This is a genomic window from Vibrio sp. V12_P9A6T4 (genome assembly GCF_963874835.1).
Taxonomy (GTDB): Bacteria; Pseudomonadota; Gammaproteobacteria; order Enterobacterales; family Vibrionaceae; genus Vibrio; species Vibrio anguillarum.
In genome coordinates this window covers 24,422-47,255 of record NZ_CAWNJO010000011.1, presented here as the reverse complement: position 1 = coordinate 47,255, position 22,834 = coordinate 24,422, and the positions used below count along the sequence as shown (strand labels likewise).

Below are 22,834 nucleotides of genomic sequence, written 5' to 3'. Positions count from 1 at the left end.
GCCTTTAATAAGGAAACACTATGCTTGATCATCAACAGCAGCAATGTGTGGATAATATTGCTTTTATTTTATTAGACCAATTATTAGCACAAACAGACGCCACTTTTACTGGGTATCAGAAGTTAAAAACGCAGATAGCTCAGTGTGTCATTGAAAACAAAGTCATTACATTATTACTACCCGCCTTTCCATGTAAAACGAATAACCTAGATAAGGTATTAGGTTATAAGCCTGACTTGGGTGAATATCGAGTTTTACAAAAATTTGTTAATGCCATTCGTGATATTCAATCTGTATATTCTCCAGGAGTGATGTTTTACATTTTTTCTGATTATCATACATTTTCTGATTATATTAATGTCGATTTAGAACATCACTACACTTATTCTGATGAATTACGGAATATGGTGGGAAATATGAACGCCAGTGATTGTCTAAAAATTATAAACTTTGAGCACTTCTCTGCGTTTGATGACTTAAATGAATATCAATATTTCAATGGATTAAAGCAGCGCTTTGGTGATGCGGAATATGAGCGTGATTTTGCACGTCTTAAACAGCATGATAATGCAATGCATCATACCTATCTGGGCTTGAAAAAATTCATGCATCAGGATCAGAAATATGCGCTTGCTCCACTGAGTTATAAGAAGCGACGTGAGCGCCTAGCCCTTATGGCTAAGGGAATGATGGTGCAAGGACGTGCACTCGATAATTTCCTCAATACTCATTTGAGCCACGCTATCCGTCTCAGCATTCATGAACACCCAATGCAAGGCAAAAAATATTCGCTGTTTCTTTTTGATGAGCGATCGTTTAAGACACCTTGGCATACTTGTGTCTTATTTGATGCTTGTCACGGAGAATTTATTATTGATACGCAGGCCAATCACAAACAACGTGAAGGCGTGATTATTCCCGTAATGCATCAAGGAACGCTGTGGTGTTTACTGCGTTTCAATATCGAAGACGCTAACGAGGCACAGTTGATACGAGAGGTGAAAGCCACTCTACAAACAGAGCAGTTTGGCTTGACGTTAGAGTCACACCATGGATGCTCACTGACCGCGCTACCGCAGGCTCAAGTGAGCCAATTAGTGAAGGCGTTCTCTGCTGTCTGTTTAAAAGGCTTTGGCCCGTTGCCTCAAGCTTCATTTTGGTCTTCGTGGTTTGCCGGAAATCATGCTCTGCTTCCGGAAGAATATGTTCGGAGTAGTACATTAGCAGAGCCCAGTTGGTACGGGCTCAAAACACCGTCAACGAGCATAGCGCGTCGCTATTCTTATACTGACATGACTCCTGATGAATGGGCGATTTACTGTTCATCTTCTCCGCTGAAGGTTAACTTACTGGATGCCTCACTGGCTGCGTTGTGTCTTAATGGTCAAGCAAGTGGTTGGCTGAAAAATACCATTGTGCAGTACGATGATACGGCTACTTATCCTGTGATTATGTCGGGGGATTGGGGAATTAATTTACGCTGGAGCCCATCATTGGCGAAGCATATATCGTCGTCGACTGAAATTGACAATATCAATCAAGTAGCCAATGTTTTAACTCCTATTCTTGAACGTTCACAAGTACAGCATGTGTTTGATTTACAACTTGGCGATATATTACTGGTGAATAACCACACCGTACTTCGTTATGGCGTGTTATCCGAAACAGAATTAGCGGTGCGTCAGCCTTATTCGGTAAATTCCCCTTGGCAGCCTCATAACAAACAACCAAGTAGTGAGCATTTACAAGAAAGCCCTGCTTAAATAAACGACATTTTTAGGAAATAAGCATGAAGAGCCAAGTAAGCGGATTACTTGGCTTTATTTTTATGGATCATTAACTATGGGATAGATTTATTTTATCGTTGTTTCCATTCTCTTATTCGACCATATGATGAGAAGTGTTACTTTCAAATGAGAGCAAGTAAAATAATGATCACAACCGAACTGGTTACATAATAAACGAATGTGCAAATCGTGTATTTAGCACAGAATCGATAACTTCTTGCCTTTCCAAACCAGTATTGCACAATAGCGCCTCTCGCTGACTTTTACCCAGAGCGTTTTAATTCACATGTTACTTATCATTGATAACTACGATTCGTTTACCTACAACTTGTACCAATACTTCTGTGAGCTGGGAGTTCAAGTGACGGTGGTGCGTAATGATGAAATCGATATCGCTGGCATTGAAGCGCTCAGCCCAACGCATCTGGTGATTTCCCCTGGGCCTTGCACGCCGAATGAGGCGGGAATTTCACTGGCAGCGATTGAACATTTTGCGGGTAAACTTCCTATCTTAGGAGTCTGCCTTGGGCATCAAGCCATTGCGCAAGTGTTTGGCGGGCAAGTGGTGCGAGCCAAAAAGGTGATGCATGGTAAAACCTCACCGATCCAACACACCAACCGTGGCCTCTTTCTAGGGCTCAATAACCCGTTAACCGTTACTCGCTACCACTCGTTGGTGGTCAAAGCTGATTCTCTTGCGGACTGTTTTGAGCTCACCGCTTGGACTCAACAGGCTGATGGTTCGATGGACGAAATCATGGGTTACCAACATAAAACACTGCCAATTGATGCCGTGCAGTTTCATCCTGAATCAATTAAAACAGAACAGGGCCATCAACTGCTCGCAAATTTTTTGCGCCGTTGAGCTATTCTCAACCGGACTGCGATCACCTTTCTTAACATTTTCTTCATCATTTCTGCTGTTTTTTATCTTTGCAATATTATGCACCATACATCCTGTTGGAATGAGGGATGGCTTGTTGCCTCAAGGCCTTGTTGTGCTTATTCATATTATTTATAAAAAAGTGCTTCATAAAAGAGGTGACTTAATGCATAAATAATCATAAGTAGTGACGATTGTCGGTGGTTCTGCCGATCTAAAAGAATAAATCACTATTGAAATGGTTAATAATTTGTAAATACAATGCTGCATTAGCTAAAAAGCAAAACAATATCTTCCACTCAAGCGTTTAATAGGAAGATCGCAATCTGCTTGGCATGCGGTATCAAGAGGGAATGTGTAATGACAGTGGAAAATAGTGTAGGGCGCAGTCTGTTTGATGAGGTGATGGTCCCTTGTTATAACCCGATGGAGATGATTCCAGTTAAAGGGCTGGGCTCTCGAGTGTGGGATCAACAAGGTCATGAATACATCGACTTTGCTGGCGGTATTGCGGTGAGTTGTTTGGGCCATTGCCATCCGGCGATGGTTGATGCGATTACCAAGCAAGCCAATAAGTTGTGGCATCTCAGTAACGTGATGACTAATGAGCCTGCTTTGCGCTTGGCGAAAAAATTAACGCAAGTCAGTTTTGCTGAAAAGGTGTTTTTTGCTAACTCCGGCGCGGAAGCTAATGAAGCGGCGCTCAAACTGGCGCGTCGCTGGGCCGCTGATGTCCATGGTGAACAAAAATCAGAAATCATCGCCTTTAACCAAGGCTTCCACGGCCGCACTTTCTTTACAGTGACGGTCGGGGGGCAAGCGACTTATTCCGATGGATTTGGTCCTAAACCTGCGGATGTTACCCACCTACCGTATAACGATATTGAAGCGTTGCAAGCACACATCTCTGATCGCACTTGTGCGGTAATGATGGAACCCTTGCAAGGCGAGGGTGGCATTGTGTCGCCTTCGGCTGAGTTTGTCCAAGCCGTGCGTGAATTGTGCAATAAGCACAACGCCCTGTTGATCTTTGATGAAGTGCAAACCGGTAATGGCCGCACTGGTGAGTTCTATGCTTATCAAGGATTGGGCGTCACGCCGGATATTTTAAGTACCGCGAAATCACTCGGTGGCGGCTTCCCTATTGGCGCTATGCTCACCACAAACGAATTAGCCGCGCATTTTAAAGTGGGCACTCACGGTTCGACTTATGGTGGCAACCCACTGGCTTGCGCGGTAGCAGAAGCGGTAGTTAATGTGGTTAGCCAGCCAGAAACCTTGGCTGGCGTGAAAGAGCGTGAAGCGCTCTTTCGTGAAGGATTGGCTAACATTAATGAGAAGTACCACATTTTTAGTGAAATCCGTGGTAAAGGTCTACTGCTTGGCGCGGCATTAAATGAGCAGTGGCAAGGTCGCGCTCGCGATATCCTACAAGCCGCGGGCAAGCAAGGTTTACTGGTGTTGGTTGCGGGTATGAACGTGGTTCGTATGACGCCTTCATTAGTGATCACCAAACAAGAAATAGAAGAAGGCTTAGCAAGATTAGATAAAGCTATTGCATCACTCATGTAGTGAAAAAGCCTAGCAGCCCAAGGTAGGATGCCTTGGGCCACTTCAAGCATCTGGAGGGAAGTATTGATGCTAGTTGTTCGCCCTATCGCAATGTCGGACTACGATGCGCTACACACATGCGCTATTGAATCCGGTCACGGGTTTACATCACTACCCGTGAATGAAAAGCTCTTAACCAACCGTATTACTCATTCTGAATACAGCTTCGCTAAACCCGACGTCTCAGAGCCAGGAGATGAAGGTTACCTGATGGTCGGTTTTGATTCTGAAACCGGTGAGGTAGCAGGGACGACTGGCGTTGAGGCATCGATTGGCCATGACGTACCATTTTATTCTTATCACATCAGCACGATAGTGCATTCGTCGCCTAAGCTGAAGGTCAACAATACCGTCAAGTTGCTTACTTTTGGCAATAACTACACTGGATGCAGTGAAATTTGTACGCTTTTTTTACGTCCAGATTTTCGTCAAGGGTTGAATGGGCGTTTGATGTCGAAATGCCGTTTTCTGATGATGGCGGAACACCCACATCGTTTTTCTAAAACCATCTTTGCTGAAATGCGTGGTGTGTCTGATGCCGAAGGCAACTCGCCCTTTTGGCAATGGCTGCAAGAGCATTTTTTCTCGATTGATTTCACTATGGCTGATTATTTAACCGGCATTGGTAAAAAAGGGTTTATTGCTGATCTGATGCCCAAACTGCCGATTTACGTCAACTTATTGAGTAAAGAGGCACAGGCGGTGATTGGTCAAGTGCATGACAATACCCGTCCAGCGTTAACGCTACTCGAGCGCGAAGGATTCACCTGCCGTAACTATGTAGACATTTTTGATGCAGGTCCAACGGTTGAGTGCGATTTGCGCAATATCGAATCCGTACGTCACTCGGTGCGAGCTAAAGTGGAAGTGGCCGAGCATTCAAGCTCGCAAGATTATCTTATCTGCAATAGCTCGTTTGAAAACTTTCGTGCTACTGCTGCAAAAGGTGCTTATAACCGCGAAACGGAAACGGTGATCATCTCACCTAAAGTGGCGCAAGCTCTATTGGTTGATAGTGGTGATTTTGTTCGAATTTTGGCGCAGTAAAATAGGTACATTGGAAGGTAAGGATTAACAGATGACTCAGTGGATTGCAGGTGAATGGTTAGCTGGACAAGGCGAGGCAATGCTTTCGCTTAGTCCCTATAACAATGAGACGATTTGGCAGGGCGATAGCGCCACACCCGCGCAAGTAGAAGCTGCGGTAACGGCGGCAAGAGTCGCATTTATAGAATGGAAAAAACGTCCTTTTGTTGAGCGTGAGCAATATGTCTTAGCCTTCGCTGAAAAAGTGAAACAGCGCAGTGAAGAGCTTGCACAGATCATCGCCAAAGAGACAGGAAAGCCACTCTGGGAAACGCGTACTGAAGCGGCAGCGGTGGCGGGTAAAATCGCTATATCAATTCGAGCTTATCATGATCGCACTGGTGAAAACACACGCGAAGCAGCGGGTAATCAACTGGTATTGCGTCATCGTCCATTGGGCGTTCTTGCGGTTTTTGGTCCGTATAATTTCCCTGCCCACCTGCCGAATGGTCATATTGTGCCTGCACTTTTAGCGGGTAATACGGTTGTGTTTAAACCTTCAGAGCAGACTCCGTGGACTGGTGAGTTTGTGATGAAGTTGTGGCAAGAAGCCGGCCTACCTGCGGGTGTACTTAACCTAGTGCAGGGCGCGAAGGAAACGGGTATTGCGCTTGCTCAGGACAAAGGCATTGATGGCCTTCTTTTTACTGGCAGCGCCAATACAGGTCATTTACTCCATCGCCAGTTTGCTGGGCAGCCGGGGAAAATGCTGGCTTTAGAAATGGGCGGCAACAACCCAATGGTTATCTCTAAGCAGTATGGCGAGCTTGATGCGGCAGTGTATACCATTATTCAATCCGCATTTTTAAGTGCAGGCCAGCGGTGTACCTGTGTGCGGCGTCTTTATGTTCCAGAGGGAAATGAAGGCGATCGATTGCTTGAAAAACTGGTCAGTGCCACTCAAAAATTGCGTATTGATCACCCCTTTGCTGAGCCAGCACCTTTTATGGGGCCACAAATATCACAAGCAGCGGCGCAGTTCATTCTTGCTGCTCAGGACAATTTACGCGCCTTGGGTGGCGTCAGCTTGCTGGCCGCGACACCTTTGCAGGCGGCGTTTGTAACACCGGGCATTATTGATGTCACCGCAGTTAGCCAATTGCCTGATGAAGAGTATTTCGGACCATTGTTACAAGTCGTGCGTTACCAAAGCTTAGAGCAAGCGGTACAACTGGCTAATGAAACTCGCTTTGGTTTATCGGCAGGCTTAGTGTCGACCAATGATGCCGAATGGGACTACTTTGTCGATCATATCCGCGCTGGCATTGTTAATCGTAATCGACAATTAACCGGAGCCAGTGGTGATGCACCGTTTGGTGGGCCGGGAGCGTCGGGAAATTTAAGACCAAGCGCCTATTACGCGGCCGATTACTGCGCATACCCAATGGCATCAATGGAAGGCCGTTCGACAGAACTGCCTGCCACGCTCAGCCCCGGGGTTGAGCTATAGCAGTAAACTTTATCTAAAACCCCATGCCTACTAGCATGGTTTAAACCGAGCACAGACAAGGAGGCGTTATGACGCCAAACGTTTTATTTCAATCATTATGGAATGACTACATTCAGCGCCTTTGCCCTTCTGCCGACAAAGTCCATCACTTGCTTCAAGAAGAGGAAGCGTTGATTAATGACCATATTGCGTTGCGAACCTTCAATGTTGCACCATTAGGTATTGAAACGCTGGCTAAGCCTTTTCTTGCCTTAGGCTACGTTGCCTGTGGTGATTATGTGTTTGAAAGTAAGAAGCTGGTAGCGAAGCACTATGAACACCCTGATCTGACCCAGCCTAAGGTATTCATAAGCGAGCTGAAAGTGGAAGAGTTCTCGCCTGCGCTCCAAGCCATTGTGGAGAAGCTGGTACATCAAGTCGATAGCAATAAATTAAACAGCAGTGACTTTTTATATGGCGGTCGCTTGTGGCAACTAAGCTACAGCGATTATTTGCAGCTTGCCAACGAAAGTGAATACGCCGCTTGGTTGGCGGCGCATGGCTATGGCGCAAACCATTTCACTGTTAGTGTTAATCAACTGCAGGCGTTTAATGAAGTGAAAGCGGTCAATGATCATCTACGCCAAGCGGGTTTTACCATCAATGAAAATGGTGGAGAAGTGAAAGGTACACCTGATGTGCTGCTTGAGCAGTCGTCGACCATGGCCGATAAAGTACCGGTGCAATTTACGGAAGGGGTGGAGGTGATTCCCGGTGGATTCTATGAATTTGCCAAACGCTATCCAATGGCCAACGGTGAACTCTATAGCGGTTTTGTGGCGGCCTCTGCAGATAAGATATTTGAAAGCACTGACATGCAATAGCCTCTCATCTTTTTACTTTCGTATCGAAATATCACCAAAGAAAAAGCCACCTGAGTTCCCCAAGGTGGCTTTATGCATTTAATCTCAATCATTTTGATTGAGATTAACGAGTTCCGTACACCACGATAGTTTTACCATGGGCAGAAATTAAATTCTGCTCTTCGAGCATCTTCAAAATACGTCCCACAGTTTCACGAGAACAGCCTACAATTTGGCCGATCTCTTGACGGGTGATTTTGATTTGCATGCCATCTGGGTGCGTCATTGCATCAGGTTGTTTCGCTAGGTTGAGTAGCGTTTGTGCAATACGACCCGTCACGTCTAGGAAGGCTAAATCACCCACTTTTTGACTGGTGACTTGTAGACGTCGAGAAATTTGTGCAGACAGACGCATTAAGATGTCTGGGTTCACTTGGATAAGCTGACGGAATTTCTTAAATGAAATTTCCGCAACTTCACAAGGAGATTTTGCACGAACCCAAGCAGTACGCTCTTGGTCTTCTTCGAATAGACCAAGTTCACCGATAAAGTCACCTTGGTTTAGGTAAGAGAGGATCATCTCTTTACCTTCTTCGTCTTTAATCAATACCGCTACCGAGCCTTTGACGATGTAGTACAGCGTCTCTGCTTTTTCGCCCGCATGAATCAACGTGCTTTTCGATGGGTATTTATGAATATGACAGTGTGAAAGAAACCACTCTAGTGTTGGATCGGTTTGAGGTTTACCTAGAACCATAATATCTCACTTCCTCTGCAGGGTACGCTTGCCGCTTTCCATATTGTAGCTAAGCCTAAAATAAGCTTACTAGGATAAGAGCACTTTCCAAATGCTGCAAGCTAACTTGTGTTTCGGTTAAGGATAGTATCCTTTTTCAGAAACGATTTCTTGATTTTAATCGTGTCAGTGGCATGATTTTTTACGCAAAACTGTGCACATGATCACGGTATGAAAAGTAACCGTCAACTTGTCCGATCACTTAGCCAATTTTACCTGTTTCAATCAATTGCTGCAGGATCGGTCTGACGATCAATTCCATCGCAAAACTCATCTTGCCACCCGGTACCACAATGGTGTTGTGGCGCGACATAAAAGAGCCATCAATCATGGCGAGCAGATAGGGGAAATCAACATTCTTTATGCCGCGCAGGCGGATCACGACGAAGCTTTCATCTAAACTAGGGATGCCCTTGGCGTTAAGTGGGTTTGAAGTATCAACCGTCGGTACCCGTTGGAAGTTGATGTGAGTTCGTGAGAATTGGGGGGTGATGTAATTGAGGTAATCATCCATCGAACGGACGATGGAATCCATCACCGCTTCACGTGAATGGCCTCGATCACGAGTATCACGCACGTACTTTTGTATCCACTCAAGGTTAACGATTGGCACCATGCCTATCAAAAAATCGACATGCTGCGCGACGTTTACATCGCCATCGACTACACCGCCATGCAGACCTTCGTAAAACATCACATCCGAGTTTTCTGGTAAATCTTGCCAAGGTGTAAAGGTGCCGGGCATTTGATTGTAGGGCACAGCTTCGTCAAAAGAGTGTAGATAGCGGCGAACTTGGCCTGTGCCTAATTTCCCATATTGGCGGAAAAATTCTTCCAATGCAGGAAAATCATTGGCTTGTGGACCAAAGTAACTGATGTGCTTCCCTTGTTCGCGCGCTTTACGAATTTCCACATCCATTTCTGGCCGTGTAAAGCGATGGAAGCTATCCCCTTCAACCCATGCTGGTTTAATGTTCATCATATTGAACATTTTGCGAAAGGCTTCTGAGGTCGTAGTTGTACCGGCACCGGACGAGCCGGTGACAGCGATAATTGGATGTTTTGCTGACATGACAAACCCTGTCTGTATGTAACGTACTTGTTATCGATGGCTGCAATATAGCACGAAAAGAGTAGATTGTTTTGAGCTGAAATTATTTACGCAATTGAATATCCACACTTTCATGCAACTCAGAATAGACGATGATCGCTTCCCCTGTTGCGAGCTGTTTCTTTATTTGCTCGATTTTTTGCTGCAATGGTACTTCCTGCTCTCCGTAATCAGTACCTTCGCGTAATACAAACGTTTCAATCAAATTATCCAGTGTTTCAGGCGCAATGTGCTGCCAAGGAATAAGCATGACGACCTCTTAAACTGTCATGGAGAAAAGGGTATCGATTTAAAGCGATATGTGATTAATCATGCGTTGCATTGATGGTCAATAGGGTTGCCGTGACGCAGGTTTTCGTAATATGTTGGAAGTGCTTCTTCGAGCCAAAATTTAGGCTTAAGCGCGCTACCGCTGAGAAAACCGACATGGCCACCTTGGGTAAATAAGCGGTAATGGATGTTCTCTGGTAAGGAAAATTTGGGGATCACGGCATCCGTCATAAAGGGATCATCTTGCGCTTGAATGATTTGTAGCGGCACGCGAATTTGTGTCAGCTTTGAAAGGCCTGAGCACTGCTGGTAGTAATCCTGCGCATCTTGAAAACCATGCAAAGGCGCGGTGATGAGATCGTCAAATTCGTAAAGTTTTTTGATGTGTTTAATTTGATGGTTAGAAATACCTAACTCATTATGTAAAAGATGCTGTTTCTTTAGTGCATTTTTTTTCAATGATGTCAGTAAGTAAGCGCGATAAACCTTTGAAAATCCCTGTTCAATGCGTGTGGAACACGCTGACAGATCGAGCGGAGCGGAGACAACGGTTGCCGCGCTAACGATCGGGTCGTGATTATATTGCGCTAAGTAATTAACCAACATATTGCCGCCAAGAGAAATACCCACCGCCACGATAGGTCGATTCGGGCATTGCTTGCGTATGTATTCGAGCACAAAGCGTGCATCTTCAACTTCACCAGAATGGTAAGCACGTGCCAGATGGTTCGGTTTGCCGCTACAGCCGCGAAAATGCATCATGACCGATAACCACCCCTGCTGTGCGAAGGCGTACATTAAGCCATTGGCATACGGGCTATGAAAACTGCCTTCTAAGCCATGAAACAAGATAAATAGGGGTTTATTTTGTACTCGCTCTGAGCGCCAATCATCACTCCAAGCAAGGTCTAAAAAATCACCATCAGGTGTAAACAGCGTTTGCCACAGCGGCTCAAAACGTGCGCGTTTGCGCAACAAACGAGGAAGCAGAGTCTGAAGGTGTGGATTTGTTAGTCCAGTAGCAGCGATAAATGAAGTCATAACCATAGCGCATTATTTTTATGAATTGCGACCAGTATACACCGAGCGAGCAATTGATGTAGTTACGGTTTTTGAGAATGAGGCGCCGGGGTTTTAAAGGCGAGATGCAAATGCTCACAGCCAAGTTGGCGACAGTAACGCAGCGTTAATTGTTCACCATGGTTATTCTGCAATGCCAATGCGTTGATACATTCCACAAGGTCAGCTTGCTGCTGCTTTTCAAGCTGCAGCTCAAATTGCAGCGCCTCGCGGTACAGCGTATCTGGCACCATGCTTTTCAAACGTCGTCTTAACTCTCGGTAACTGTGCAGCAGCGCTTCTGAACGACCGATACATTGAGTGACATTTTGCCAGTCAGCATCGGCAACCGTCACTTGTTGCTCATCAAGCCATTTGAGTAGCAGCAATAAGTTGACGTTGCCGTGGAAGTTATTTTGTAAACTTAAGCACGCCTCTTTCACTTCTCGCACGCTGTAGTATTGCAAACTGAATTGCCATAAGCGTTCTAAGGTCAGTGATAATCGTACGTGCTCTTGGCTCATCTTAGCGACTGAATTCCTGCTCTAGTTGTTCGAGTGTCTCTTGTTCCGACATCCATTCCATTTCGATCGCTTCAAGTGCCGATTTACTGCGAGCTTGAAGCGCAATCACTTCGGTAAGTTTAGCTTTGTTTTCGGCTTCATACAGCGAAGTATCAGACAATTGCTCTTCAGTTTGCGCCAGTGCCGCGTTCAATGTGTCCATTTTCGCTTCGAGTTGTGTCAGTTTTTTGCGAATTGGTGCGGTTTGGATGCGAAATTCCGCTTCTCGGCGCTTTTGATCTTTTTTGGCAGCGGCACTGTTGCTGCTGTCTTTGGCAGGTTGCTGAGATTGAACTTCTCTACGTTCCGCTTTCTGTTGTTCTGTCAGCCATTTGTAGTAGTCGGTTAAATCCCCATCGAAAGGCGCGACTTGACGATCGTGCACCAAGTACAAGTCATCGGTGGTTGCGCGCAGTAGATAACGATCATGGCTGACGATGACCATCGCGCCTTCAAAGGTTTGCAGGGCAAACGTTAGGGCTTGACGCATATCCAAGTCTAAGTGGTTGGTGGGTTCATCAAGCAGCAGCAAGTTCGGTTTTTGCCACACAATTAGCGCAAGCACTAAGCGAGCCTTTTCACCCCCGGAAAACGGAGCGATTTTCTCTAGCGCTTTGTCGCCTTGGAAACCAAAACTACCCAGATAATTACGCAGCTCAAGTTCGTTTTTATCTGGGGCGATTTGCATCATGTGCTGCAGAGGGGTCTCTTCTGGATGCAGTGTTTCTAACTGATGCTGGGCAAAGTAACCAATCTTTACACCTTGCGAATAAGTGAGATCGCCGCCTTGCGGTTTTAACTCACCGGAGAGCAATTTAATTAATGTTGATTTACCCGCACCGTTACGCCCGAGTAATCCAATACGGCTTCCCGGTACAAGGTTGAGGCGAATTTTTTCTAAAATTAAACGTTCACCATACCCGGCGTAGACTTCGTCCATCATCATGATTGGGTTAGGCAGTGCCGAAGGCTCTCGAAATTCGAAATTAAATGGGTTATCAAATTGAGCTGGCAGCACTTTTTCCATTCGTTCCAACGCTTTGATACGACTTTGTGCTTGGCGAGCTTTGGAGGCCTTGTAGCGGAAACGGTCGATGTAGCTTTGCATGTGCACCATCTGTTTTTGCTGCTTCTGGTACATGGCTTGTTGCAAGATCAGTTTTTGCGCCCGTTGATTTTCAAACGATGAGTAGTTTCCGGTGTATTCGTTCATGGCTTGATTTTCGATATGGATGATGCGTCCGACGATCGGATCAAGAAAATCGCGGTCATGGGAAATCAAGATCAAGGTGCCGGGATAGTTTTGTAACCAACGTTCAAGCCACATGACGGCGTCCAAATCCAAGTGGTTGGTCGGTTCATCAAGCAGCAGTAAATCCGAGCGGCACAACAGCGCTTGCGCTAAGTTTAAGCGCATCCGCCAACCACCTGAAAATTGCGTTAAGCTCCATCCCATCTGTTCTTGGCTAAACCCCAAACCATCAAGCAGTTCAGAAGCCCGAGCGCGAATACTGTATCCACCGATGGTTTCAATTTTTCCATGCAGCTCTGCAACTAAGGTTCCTTGGTCAGCCTCTTCAGCAACGCTGAGGCGCCGTTCTAATTCACGATATTCACGATCGCCATCGATGACATATTCAATCGCATCGCGATCAAGAGCCGGAGTTTCTTGGGCAACCCAAGCCAGTTCCCAGTGAGCTGGTTTACTGAAGGAGCCAGCGTCAATAGATAGCTCATCTTTGAGTAGGGCAAAGAGCGTTGATTTGCCACAGCCATTTTTGCCTACTAGGCCAACTTTATCGCCCGGCTGGATAGTTGCAGAGGCCTTTTCAAGGAGCGGTTTACCGCCGCGCAGTAATTGAATATCAGAGAAGGTAATCATAAAAATCTATTTTTCATATCGAGACGTTATCGCGTGGAATAGTAGGGGCAATAAGGATAAATGTCGATCATTATGCAAATTGCGTTATTATGCTTAATAACATATTGATAACTATTGGGAGCGCAGACAAAAATGTCCACCACCGTCATGCCTGACCAAATTACACCTAAAATATTGGTGATTTATGCGCATCCTGAGCCATTAAACTCCATCGCCAATCAAACCATGCTGCTCAATATTGCGTCACTTTCCCACGTCACAGTGCATGACTTGTATGCAACCTATCCCGATTTTTTTATCGATGTGCACGCAGAGCAGCAAAAACTACTTGAGCATGATGTGATTGTGTTTCAACACCCTCTTTATATGTATTCCTGCCCCGCGCTGCTCAAAGAGTGGTTTGATCGCGTGCTTGCCAAAGGGTTTGCCTTCGGCGGACAGACGGCGTTGCATGGTAAATACTGGCGTAGCGTCATCACCACGGGCGGAAAAAAAGAAGCGTTTGATGAGCGGGGCTACAACAAATACCCACTGGATCAAATTCTCCAACCATTTGAATTAACCGCGGCTCTGTGTTGTATGAACTGGATGGAACCGTTAGTTCTCTACTGGTCACGTAATGTGAGTGATATGGAGCGCTATCAACACGCTGAGCATTATCGACACTGGTTGCAACACCCACTGGCCACACAAGGAGAGCTTGATGGCGTTAAGCGGTGATTTTTTACAAAGCAGCGTGGTGTTTTTAACCGCGGCTGTGGTGGCCGTACCGATTGCTCAGCGTGCAGGGCTGGGTTCGGTGCTCGGCTATTTGTTAGCTGGTGTAGCCATAGGCCCTTGGGGGCTGGGTTTAATCAGTGATGTGCAAGCCATATTACACTTTGCTGAATTTGGCGTGGTGCTGCTGTTGTTTCTGATTGGGCTGGAATTAAACCCCAAAAAATTATGGCAGATGCGTGGGCCGATCCTTGGTTTGGGTGGCGCGCAGGTAGTGGTAAGTACCTTAGTCATTGCCAGTATTGCTTATCTATTAGGCGTTAACTGGCAGAGTAGTTTAGTGATTGGTATGGGCCTTGCGCTCTCTTCGACAGCAATCGCATTACGCGTAATTGAAGAGCAAGGGCTAACACGCAGTGAAGCTGGCCAGTCTGGTTTTGCAGTACTGCTTTTTCAAGATATCGCTGTCATCCCGATGTTGGCCTTTTTGCCTTTACTGGCAGGCAACGCTGGCGGAAGCTGGTTAGATGTGACTTGGATGTTGGGTGGCATTACCGCTTTGCTGGTCGGGGGCCATTTTCTATTGAGCCCGCTGTTTCGTTATATTGTGACCAGTGGTGTGCGTGAACTTTTTACCGTTGCCGCCTTATTGTTGGTGATTGGGATTGCACTGTTAATGCAGCAGCTTGGCTTGTCAATGGCGCTCGGTACTTTCCTTGCTGGCGTGTTGCTGGCAGAAAGTGAATTTCGCCATGAACTTGAGATCGCGATTGAACCGTTTAAAGGGTTATTGCTCGGGCTATTTTTTATTGCCGTTGGAATGGCGGTTAATTTGGGCTTATTGGCGCAAGCGCCGCTGCAAGTGTTGGCGGCTGTATTAGGTCTAGTGGTGCTGAAAGGAGGAATCCTTTATCTCCTCGCGCGTTTATCGGGTACACGTTCCAAAGCGCGCAGCAAAATGGCGGCGATCCTCAGCCAAGGCGGCGAGTTCGCGTTCGTGATTTTCACAGCGGCAAGCGCGCAGGGCGTGCTATCACCGGATCAAGTGGCCTTTTTGCTCGTTGTGGTCAGCTTGTCGATGGTCACCACACCTTTATTACTGACGATTCAGGACAAATGGTTTGCGCGAAAATTGAACCTCAGCAGTGACGATGAGATGCATTCCGATGTCGTCAATAAACAGCCGCAAATTATCATTGCGGGTTTTGGGCGTTTTGGGCAAATTGTAGGGCGTTTGATGTACGCCAATAAGATTAAAATTACCGTATTAGAAAGCGATGCCAGTCAAATTAAATTATTGAGAGAGTACGGTTATAACGTTTTTTATGGTGATGCGACTCAACTTGAACTGTTGCGCGCCGCGGGTGCAGAAGAAGCTGAGGCGATTGTCATCTGTACCGATGCGCCCGATGAAGTGATGAAAATTGTGGAACTTTGTCAGCACCATTTCCCGCAGTTAAAGATCTTAGCTCGCGCTCGTAGCCGGGTAGAGGCGTATCAGTTACTCAGCCATGGGGTCGATAAATACTCGCGGGAAACTTTCTTAGGCGCTTTGGACCTCGGCCGACAAGTACTGGTCGAATTGGGCATGCACCCTTACCAAGCCAAGCGCGCCGAAGCACATTTTAGAAAACTCGATAATGCGATGCTCAAAGAACTGCTACCGCAACATAACCAAGACAAACAACTCGCACTGCGCGCCAAAGAGGCACGTAAAGAGCTAGAAGAAATATTTGGGCGTGAAATGGATAATGATCGCCAATCTCGTCATTATTGGGAAAAATAACGCCAATCAATATTCAGTTGTAGGATGTAACGTGAAACAGAAAAAACGCTTTATTGCCGGTGCAAAGTGCCCAAGTTGTCAGTCACAAGATACTCTGCGCTGGTGGGTTGAAAACAACATAGAGCTCGTTGAGTGTGTCGAGTGCGACTACCATGAGCAGCGAAAGCCCAAATCTGTAGAAAAAAGTGAACATGCTCGGCAAGAGATGATCGGGATTTTTAAACCAGAATAATTGAGTTTCTGGAATAGATCTTCATAATACGCCTCATACCGATCGATTTCTTAGGTTTGAAGATGACAACCTAGGAACAAACCTCCTTGGAGTTGTTATGAAAATTGAAAAGAACGTGGTTGTAAGCCTAGCCTACCAATTAGTATTGGAAGATGGTGCAGTCGTAGACCAATCAACAGTTGATGCACCACTAGATTACCTTCACGGTCACAACAATCTAATCACTGGCCTTGAAAATGAGTTAGAAGGAAAAGTTGTGGGCGATAAGTTCACAGCAACTATCGCTCCTGAAGAAGCGTACGGTGAATACAACGATGAGCTTGTACAACGTGTACCTGCTGAAGTTTTCCAAGGCGTTGATGAAATTGAAGTGGGTATGCGTTTTCTAGCGGATACTGACCAAGGCCAAATTCCAGTTGAAATCACGGAAGTGGATGGTGACGAAGTGGTAGTTGATGGTAACCACATGTTGGCTGGCCAAACATTAACGTTTGATGTAGAAGTCGTTGCGATTCGCGCTGCAACTGAAGAAGAAATCCAACATGGTCACATTCACCAAGCTGGTGGCTGTGGACATGGCCACGACCATGACCACGATCATGATCATGAAGGTGGTTGCTGTGGTGGTGAAGGCCATGACCATGGTGAGAAAAAAGAAGGTTGTTGCGGTGGCGGCAGCTGCGGTTCACATTAATCATTTTTTGGTTGGTAGTGCCAAAGTAGGCAGTAATAACCGACTGATACAATGAAATGGAAAGCGTTAATCGTCATGCGATTAGCGCTTTTTTGTTGCTTGTTAATTATTACAGTACTCACTTGCCGCCTACCTGCAACTTCAAGTTATTTGGGTATAGTTAATGTGTAGAACAGAAGTGTATTGCCTCTCAATTTATTAAGTTAAGGAATTCTCATGTCACAACCTTTTGCTATAGCAATTCATGGCGGCGCTGGAACCATCATTCGTCAACAAATGAGCGAATCATTAAAGCGCGATATTTTGAACACGCTAGAAAGTGCTGTCCGAGCGGGGCATCAAGTACTGGCACAAGGTGGTGATGCACTGGATGCGGTGGTTGAGGCTGTGAAAATACTTGAGGACTCTCCGTTGTTTAACGCAGGAAAAGGTTCGGTGTTAACGCATCAAGAGATGGTGGAGATGGACGCCTCTGTCATGCATGGCAAAATGATGGACGCAGGCGCGGTCGCTGGGGTTCGGCACATTAAAAATCCGGTGCAGCTCGCGCGTGATGTAATGAAGCACAGTGATCATGTGTTGTTGATTGGTGAGGGCGCAGAAGCGTTTGCTTTTACTCAAGGGCATCAATATACAGAACAAGATTACTTTTTTACTGAGCGTCGTTATGAACAGTTGCTAGCGATGAAAAGCAACAATCAATTTGCTTTGTCGGAATCAAAATTCCCAGATGACAAGAAATTTGGCACTGTTGGCGCAGTTGCATTGGATAAACAAGGCAACCTTGCGTCTGCTACTAGTACCGGTGGCATCACGAATAAAAAATTTGGTCGCGTCGGCGATTCTCCCATCATCGGTGCAGGAACGGTGGCTGAAAATGGTAATGTGGCGGTATCGACAACGGGCATGGGGGAATATTTCATTCGTAAAATGGTTGCCAGTGACGTTGCCGCTCGCATGCGTTATTTAAAAGAAGATGTTCATACCGCATGTGAAACCATTATTCAGGGTGAACTTAAAACGCTCGGTGGTGAGGGTGGATTGATCGCCATTGATGCGCAAGGCGACATTCATTTTGCAATGAACAGTTCCGGTATGTACCGTGCTTGTGTTGATCGTCAAGGAGAGCTAATCGTAAAAATATATTCGGATGAGTAACTTACGTGCCTAATAACTGAATCATTTATTAAGTTATATTTTTATGACATTTTCGTGTTTAAAAAAGGACTGCAAGGAAAAGGATTCGGTGCTAGAATCCTTTTTTAACTAGCAATCAGACTTGGAAAGATGGGAAATAACGTAGTCGTTCTAGGCACCCAATGGGGTGACGAAGGCAAAGGTAAAATCGTAGACCTTTTAACTGAAGATGCAAAATACGTGGTTCGCTACCAAGGCGGCCATAATGCAGGCCACACTTTGGTCATTGACGGTGAAAAAACCGTTCTTCATTTAATTCCATCCGGCATTCTTCGCAATAAAGTGAAATGCATCATCGGCAACGGTGTTGTGCTTTCACCTGACGCACTAATCAATGAAATGAAGCCTCTAGAAGAGCGTGGTATTCCAGTCCGCGAACGTCTTTTCATTTCTGAAGCTTGCCCACTTATTCTTCCTTACCACATTGCGCTTGACCAAGCTCGTGAAACGGCTCGTGGTAAAAAAGCAATTGGTACGACAGGTCGTGGTATCGGTCCTGCTTATGAAGACAAAGTGGCTCGTCGTGGTTTACGCGTTGGTGACTTGTTCGATATGGCTTCATTTGCAGAAAAGCTAAAAGAAGTGATGGAGTTCCATAACTTCCAACTTGAGCATTTCTACAAAGCTGAACCAGTAAGCTACGAATCCGTACTTGAGCAAGCACAAGGCTATGCTGATTTGCTGACTTCGATGGTGATCGACGTGACCGATGAACTTGATGCAGCGCGTAAGCGTGGCGACAAAATCATGTTCGAAGGTGCGCAAGGTACTATGCTTGATATTGACCACGGTACATACCCATACGTAACGTCTTCTAACACGACTGCTGGTGGTGTTGCTGCAGGTTCTGGTTTCGGCCCTCGTCATCTAGGTTATATTCTAGGTATCGCGAAAGCTTACTGTACTCGCGTTGGTGCAGGTCCATTCCCAACCGAATTGGATGATGAAATCGGTAATCACCTAGGCACGAAAGGCCATGAGTTTGGTGCTACAACAGGCCGTAAGCGCCGTTGTGGTTGGTTTGATGCGGTAGCGATGCGTCGCGCCATTCAAATTAACTCAGTCACAGGCTTCTGCTTGACTAAACTTGACGTACTTGATGGTCTAGAAGAGCTAAAAATCTGTACGGGTTACCAAATGCCAGATGGCTCAATTGCTCAAGTATCACCAATGGCAGCTGACGCTTTTGAAGCGGTAACACCTATTTACGAAACTATGCCTGGTTGGTCTGAAAATACCTTCGGTGCTAAATCAATTGATGCCCTGCCACAAGCGGCGCTTGATTACATCAAACGTATTGAAGAGTTGACTGGTGTACCTGTTGACATCGTTTCTACAGGTCCAGATCGTAACGAAACCATTATCAAGGTTCACCCATTTTCAGTTTAATGGTTGATTGATAAACGTTTTTAAAACCGGCTTTCAGAGCCGGTTTTTTTATACCTGTATTGATGATATTTTGTCCTTGGTGTGGCAATAAATGGCCGAATAACGGCAAATTTTGTCTAAAGAGTTTGCCGCACTGGTCGATAAAGTTATCAAGCCCAGCCCTAGATGAAACTGAGGCTATAATTTTAAGGCTATCGATAGACATAAAGAGTGCAGGTATGAAGCTACGAACGGTAGCAGCTTCATTGTTTTTAGCGCTGACCTCATCCTTGAGTCATGCCAACGTGGCGGAAGTGGGTGAGCCAGTCCCTATTTACACCGAAGCTGAACTAATCAAGTTAATTGAGCAAAATAAACATTTAGAGCAAGTCAAGGCCGACAACTGCCAATTGGTAGAAGATATTGTTGCGCGTGCTACTCGCATCAGCCTGCCTTCCTACGAGTTTTTGTATGGAGATATGCTAGCGTGGGGGGTCTGTGTAGATCAAGATGTCGAACTTGGCTTGTACTATATGGAAAATGCAGCTCATCAAGGTTTACCCGCTGCGTTAGAGCAGCTTGGGCGTTATTATTCGCGTGGTACTTTAGTACAGCAGGATAAAGAGCGAGCTATTCCCTATCTGCGTGAAGCCGCTGCGATGGGCAATATTAATGCTCGTATCCATCTAGCTGAGCTTTTGCTGCGTGATTATGGCAGCCCGCTTGATTATGAAGATGCTTATCGCTGGCTCTATAATTCGGTGACTATCGATCAAAGAATACATTCTCGGATCTCTATGCTCCGGCAGGGGTTAGAGCAGCGAATGCCACAAAATGTGGTTGCGCGAGCCAAGCGCAGAGATACGTTTTGGTAGCCTTCATTATTGCTTTTCTTATTTCGCCCACACGGTTGGGCGAAGTCATTTCTACGCTTTTCCTCTAACGCATTAGCCTATAATAATCAATACGCTGCTGTAGCTTCTGCCGTGAGTCAGTTATACTCTGGCTATCTCTCCTTGCTTTAGCAGGTCTGCCTATGTCTGAAATTATCAATAACGATCCTTTTGCGGATCGAGAATCTAGCAATTACGAAAATCCAATTCCAAGCCGAGAATTCATCCTCGAATTTCTAACCGAAGCCAATGTACCGATGAATCGTAATGATCTTTTTGAGGCATTGGGTTTGTCTGGTGAAGAGCAATACGAAGGGCTACGCCGTCGTTTGCGTGCGATGGAGCGAGATGGCCAATTGGTATTTACTCGTCGCCAATGCTATGCATTGCCAGAAAAACTGGAAATGATCAAAGGTCACGTAATCGGACATAAAGATGGTCATGGGTGGGTTCGTCCTGATGGCAGCGTTGGCAAAGATAACGATGTTTTGCTACCTCATCACCAAATGCGTACCATTATTCATGGCGACTACGTGCTGGTACAACCGACAGGCACGGATAAAAGAGGCCGTAAAGAAGGGCGTTTGGTCCGAGTTTTGGAAGAACGTAAAACCCAACTTGTTGGGCGTTTCTTCCTCGAAAATGGCTACTCTTATGTCGTGCCCGATGATTCACGCATCACTCAAGACATCTTGATCCCTAATGAGCACAAAGGCGGAGCTCGCATGGGGAACGTGGTGGTGATTGAAATTACCGATCGTGGTGCCAGAGCAAGAGGAATGACAGGCAGGGTTGTTGAGGTACTTGGGGAAAATATGGCTCCCGGTATGGAGACACAAATAGCGATTCGCACTCACCAGATCCCTCATGAGTGGCCGCAAGAAGTATTAAAGCAAGTCGAAAACCTGAGAGAAGAAGTTCCAGAAGAGGCGAAGCAAGGGCGCGTGGATTTGCGTCAATTACCTTTAGTGACTATTGATGGTGAAGACGCGCGTGACTTTGATGACGCGGTTTATTGCGAAGCCAAAAAAGGTGGTGGCTGGCGTCTCTGGGTTGCGATTGCTGACGTAAGTTATTATGTGCGCCCCGATACGGCTCTTGATAAAGAAGCGATCAACCGTGGTAACTCAGTTTACTTCCCATCGCAAGTCGTCCCTATGCTACCGGAAGTACTGTCGAACGGTCTTTGTTCACTTAATCCACAAGTCGACCGTCTATGCATGGTGTGCGAGATGACAGTCTCTGCAACGGGCAAAATTTCGGGTTACAAACATTACGAAGCCGTGATGAACTCTCATGCCCGTTTAACTTACAACAAAGTACACGCCATTCTTGAAGGGGATGAAGAGCTACGCGAACGTTATCAAGCCGTGGTTCCTCATCTTGAAGAACTCTATTCGATGTATAAGGTGCTAAAAGCAGCGCGTGATGAGCGTGGCGGTATCGAATTTGAAACGATTGAAACTAAGTTTATTTTTAATGCTGAGCGTAAAATCGACAGCATTGAACCTGTTGTACGTAATGATGCGCATAAAATAATCGAAGAGTGCATGATCCTCGCTAATATTGCTTCAGCATCGCTGGTGGAAAAAGCGAAAGAGCCCGCTCTGTACCGTATCCATGAATCACCGGGAGAAGAGCGCTTGACCGGCTTTAGGGATTTCTTAGGCGAGCTTGGTTTGAACTTAGCGGGTGGGCTAGAGCCTTCGCCAACCGATTACGCTAACTTAATGAAACAGATTGGTGAGCGCCAAGACAAAGAGTTGATCCAAACCATGTTACTGCGTTCCATGAAGCAGGCTGTGTATAACGCGGATAACTGTGGTCACTTTGGTTTAGCGCTCAAACGCTATGCGCACTTTACTTCACCTATTCGTCGCTACCCTGATCTCCTATTGCACCGCGCAATTAAATATTTGATTGCCAAAGAATCGGGTAATCACACCGACCGTTGGACAACCACAGGTGGTTATCACTACTCTTTTGATGACATGGACTTCTATGGTCAGCAATGTTCAATGACAGAACGCCGTGCTGATGATGCGACGCGTGAAGTATCTGATTGGCTCAAGTGTGAATACATGCAAGATCATGTAGGCGAAGAGCTTGATGGAGTCATAGCCAACGTGACAGGTTTCGGTTTCTTCGTTCGTTTAACTGAGTTGCACATTGATGGATTGGTCCATATTTCAACGCTAGCGAACGACTACTATCAATTTGATCCCGTGGGACAACGATTGATCGGCGAAAGTTTTGGCAACATCTATCGCTTAGGTGACGCCGTTAAAGTCAAAGTGTTATCCGTCAACTTGGATGATCGTCAAATTGACTTTGAAATCGTGGGCACTAGCCGTAAGCTGCGCGGAGAAGGCAAGACAGCGAAGAAACGTGCAACGGATGCACGAGAGAAAGCACGTGGCAAGAAGGTGACGTCAAGTAAAGGAAAGGCAACTCCTTTAGTTGAAGCGACTAAACGCCCAGATGAAAAAAGTAGTGAAGGCTCAAAACCTGAACGAAAAAAAAGCAAAACAACAAAAGCACGCAAAAAGAAACCCGCGGCCAAAGCAAATAAAGCGCGTGCTAGTAAATAACGATCAATGGGTAAAT

20 protein-coding genes are annotated in these 22,834 nt (G+C 45.9%); 14 read left to right on the top strand and 6 right to left on the bottom strand.

Going from position 1 to position 22,834, the window contains the following annotated elements; translation table 11 throughout:
- Positions 1-20 precede the first annotated feature (20 nt).
- The 6 genes from AACQ42_RS00485 to AACQ42_RS00460 all read left to right on the top strand — a co-directional run bounded on the left by AACQ42_RS00485 (position 21) and on the right by AACQ42_RS00460 (position 7,680).
- Complete coding sequence (locus tag AACQ42_RS00485) at positions 21-1,763, top strand: L-tyrosine/L-tryptophan isonitrile synthase family protein (RefSeq protein WP_094165226.1); 1,743 nt, start codon at positions 21-23, stop codon at positions 1,761-1,763.
- Positions 1,764-2,073: 310 nt separating this feature from the next.
- Positions 2,074-2,652: an aminodeoxychorismate/anthranilate synthase component II gene (locus AACQ42_RS00480; protein WP_010318736.1), complete on the top strand. Its 579-nt coding sequence runs from the start codon at positions 2,074-2,076 to the stop codon at positions 2,650-2,652.
- Between the two features lie 378 nt (positions 2,653-3,030).
- The gene (locus tag AACQ42_RS00475) at positions 3,031-4,242 is read left to right on the top strand and encodes an aspartate aminotransferase family protein (RefSeq protein ID WP_094165223.1); all 1,212 of its coding nucleotides are present in this window, start codon (positions 3,031-3,033) and stop codon (positions 4,240-4,242) included.
- 66 nt (positions 4,243-4,308) lie between these two features.
- Positions 4,309-5,328: an arginine N-succinyltransferase gene (gene astA / locus AACQ42_RS00470; RefSeq protein WP_026028416.1), complete on the top strand. Its 1,020-nt coding sequence runs from the start codon at positions 4,309-4,311 to the stop codon at positions 5,326-5,328.
- Between the two features lie 31 nt (positions 5,329-5,359).
- The gene (astD, locus tag AACQ42_RS00465; RefSeq protein WP_094165221.1) at positions 5,360-6,817 is read left to right on the top strand and encodes a succinylglutamate-semialdehyde dehydrogenase; all 1,458 of its coding nucleotides are present in this window, start codon (positions 5,360-5,362) and stop codon (positions 6,815-6,817) included.
- A gap of 68 nt (positions 6,818-6,885) precedes the next feature.
- Positions 6,886-7,680, top strand: coding sequence for a DUF1338 domain-containing protein (locus AACQ42_RS00460; RefSeq protein ID WP_094165219.1), 795 nt, complete (start codon positions 6,886-6,888; stop codon positions 7,678-7,680).
- Positions 7,681-7,783: 103 nt separating this feature from the next.
- Here AACQ42_RS00460 and crp read toward each other — a convergent pair whose 3' ends face one another.
- From crp to AACQ42_RS00430, 6 genes are all read right to left on the bottom strand, one after another.
- Positions 7,784-8,416, bottom strand: a complete 633-nt coding sequence (gene crp, locus AACQ42_RS00455; protein WP_010318741.1) for a cAMP-activated global transcriptional regulator CRP — start codon at positions 8,414-8,416, stop codon at positions 7,784-7,786.
- A gap of 241 nt (positions 8,417-8,657) precedes the next feature.
- Complete coding sequence (locus AACQ42_RS00450) at positions 8,658-9,527, bottom strand: phosphoribulokinase (RefSeq protein ID WP_010318742.1); 870 nt, start codon at positions 9,525-9,527, stop codon at positions 8,658-8,660.
- Between the two features lie 82 nt (positions 9,528-9,609).
- On the bottom strand, positions 9,610-9,816 hold the full coding sequence (locus tag AACQ42_RS00445; RefSeq protein ID WP_010318743.1) for a YheU family protein: 207 nt from the start codon (positions 9,814-9,816) through the stop codon (positions 9,610-9,612).
- Between the two features lie 59 nt (positions 9,817-9,875).
- A complete protein-coding gene (locus AACQ42_RS00440; protein ID WP_094165217.1) occupies positions 9,876-10,883 on the bottom strand; it encodes a hydrolase in 1,008 nt (335 codons plus the stop codon).
- A 56-nt stretch (positions 10,884-10,939) separates the two neighbouring features.
- Complete coding sequence (locus AACQ42_RS00435; RefSeq protein WP_010318745.1) at positions 10,940-11,419, bottom strand: TIGR02444 family protein; 480 nt, start codon at positions 11,417-11,419, stop codon at positions 10,940-10,942.
- A 1-nt stretch (position 11,420) separates the two neighbouring features.
- Complete coding sequence (locus AACQ42_RS00430; protein WP_094165215.1) at positions 11,421-13,340, bottom strand: ABC transporter ATP-binding protein; 1,920 nt, start codon at positions 13,338-13,340, stop codon at positions 11,421-11,423.
- 132 nt (positions 13,341-13,472) lie between these two features.
- Between AACQ42_RS00430 and kefG the strand changes: the two genes are divergently transcribed.
- The 8 genes from kefG (at position 13,473) to rnr (ending at position 22,818) form a co-directional block, all read left to right on the top strand.
- Positions 13,473-14,060: a glutathione-regulated potassium-efflux system ancillary protein KefG gene (gene kefG / locus AACQ42_RS00425; RefSeq protein ID WP_026029181.1), complete on the top strand. Its 588-nt coding sequence runs from the start codon at positions 13,473-13,475 to the stop codon at positions 14,058-14,060.
- Complete coding sequence (kefB, locus tag AACQ42_RS00420) at positions 14,044-15,843, top strand: glutathione-regulated potassium-efflux system protein KefB (RefSeq protein WP_017046742.1); 1,800 nt, start codon at positions 14,044-14,046, stop codon at positions 15,841-15,843. The genes kefG and kefB overlap by 17 nt, the downstream gene beginning before the upstream one ends.
- 31 nt (positions 15,844-15,874) lie before the next feature.
- Positions 15,875-16,075 (top strand): YheV family putative zinc ribbon protein, encoded by a 201-nt coding sequence (locus AACQ42_RS00415; protein WP_010318749.1) that lies wholly within the window; start codon positions 15,875-15,877, stop codon positions 16,073-16,075.
- Between the two features lie 97 nt (positions 16,076-16,172).
- Positions 16,173-16,769: a peptidylprolyl isomerase gene (gene slyD / locus AACQ42_RS00410; RefSeq protein ID WP_013855912.1), complete on the top strand. Its 597-nt coding sequence runs from the start codon at positions 16,173-16,175 to the stop codon at positions 16,767-16,769.
- A 216-nt stretch (positions 16,770-16,985) separates the two neighbouring features.
- The gene (locus tag AACQ42_RS00405) at positions 16,986-17,927 is read left to right on the top strand and encodes an isoaspartyl peptidase/L-asparaginase family protein (RefSeq protein WP_013855914.1); all 942 of its coding nucleotides are present in this window, start codon (positions 16,986-16,988) and stop codon (positions 17,925-17,927) included.
- 129 nt (positions 17,928-18,056) lie between these two features.
- Complete coding sequence (locus AACQ42_RS00400; protein ID WP_013855915.1) at positions 18,057-19,355, top strand: adenylosuccinate synthase; 1,299 nt, start codon at positions 18,057-18,059, stop codon at positions 19,353-19,355.
- A gap of 218 nt (positions 19,356-19,573) precedes the next feature.
- A complete protein-coding gene (motX, locus tag AACQ42_RS00395) occupies positions 19,574-20,209 on the top strand; it encodes a flagellar protein MotX (RefSeq protein WP_013855917.1) in 636 nt (211 codons plus the stop codon).
- A gap of 161 nt (positions 20,210-20,370) precedes the next feature.
- The gene (rnr, locus tag AACQ42_RS00390; RefSeq protein WP_017046740.1) at positions 20,371-22,818 is read left to right on the top strand and encodes a ribonuclease R; all 2,448 of its coding nucleotides are present in this window, start codon (positions 20,371-20,373) and stop codon (positions 22,816-22,818) included.
- The last annotated feature ends 16 nt before the right edge of the window (positions 22,819-22,834 follow it).

Coding starts and splice junctions, on each gene's coding strand:
- AACQ42_RS00435 (WP_010318745.1), bottom strand. CDS start 11,419: ATGAGCCAAGAGCACGTACGATTATCACTGACCTTAGAACGCTTATGG.
- astD (WP_094165221.1), top strand. CDS start 5,360: ATGACTCAGTGGATTGCAGGTGAATGGTTAGCTGGACAAGGCGAGGCA.
- AACQ42_RS00430 (WP_094165215.1), bottom strand. CDS start 13,340: ATGATTACCTTCTCTGATATTCAATTACTGCGCGGCGGTAAACCGCTC.
- AACQ42_RS00480 (WP_010318736.1), top strand. CDS start 2,074: ATGTTACTTATCATTGATAACTACGATTCGTTTACCTACAACTTGTAC.
- slyD (WP_013855912.1), top strand. CDS start 16,173: ATGAAAATTGAAAAGAACGTGGTTGTAAGCCTAGCCTACCAATTAGTA.
- rnr (WP_017046740.1), top strand. CDS start 20,371: ATGTCTGAAATTATCAATAACGATCCTTTTGCGGATCGAGAATCTAGC.
- astA (WP_026028416.1), top strand. CDS start 4,309: ATGCTAGTTGTTCGCCCTATCGCAATGTCGGACTACGATGCGCTACAC.
- AACQ42_RS00445 (WP_010318743.1), bottom strand. CDS start 9,816: ATGCTTATTCCTTGGCAGCACATTGCGCCTGAAACACTGGATAATTTG.
- AACQ42_RS00405 (WP_013855914.1), top strand. CDS start 16,986: ATGTCACAACCTTTTGCTATAGCAATTCATGGCGGCGCTGGAACCATC.
- AACQ42_RS00485 (WP_094165226.1), top strand. CDS start 21: ATGCTTGATCATCAACAGCAGCAATGTGTGGATAATATTGCTTTTATT.
- AACQ42_RS00475 (WP_094165223.1), top strand. CDS start 3,031: ATGACAGTGGAAAATAGTGTAGGGCGCAGTCTGTTTGATGAGGTGATG.
- kefG (WP_026029181.1), top strand. CDS start 13,473: ATGTCCACCACCGTCATGCCTGACCAAATTACACCTAAAATATTGGTG.
- motX (WP_013855917.1), top strand. CDS start 19,574: ATGAAGCTACGAACGGTAGCAGCTTCATTGTTTTTAGCGCTGACCTCA.
- AACQ42_RS00440 (WP_094165217.1), bottom strand. CDS start 10,883: ATGGTTATGACTTCATTTATCGCTGCTACTGGACTAACAAATCCACAC.
- crp (WP_010318741.1), bottom strand. CDS start 8,416: ATGGTTCTAGGTAAACCTCAAACCGATCCAACACTAGAGTGGTTTCTT.
- AACQ42_RS00460 (WP_094165219.1), top strand. CDS start 6,886: ATGACGCCAAACGTTTTATTTCAATCATTATGGAATGACTACATTCAG.
- AACQ42_RS00400 (WP_013855915.1), top strand. CDS start 18,057: ATGGGAAATAACGTAGTCGTTCTAGGCACCCAATGGGGTGACGAAGGC.
- AACQ42_RS00450 (WP_010318742.1), bottom strand. CDS start 9,527: ATGTCAGCAAAACATCCAATTATCGCTGTCACCGGCTCGTCCGGTGCC.
- kefB (WP_017046742.1), top strand. CDS start 14,044: ATGGCGTTAAGCGGTGATTTTTTACAAAGCAGCGTGGTGTTTTTAACC.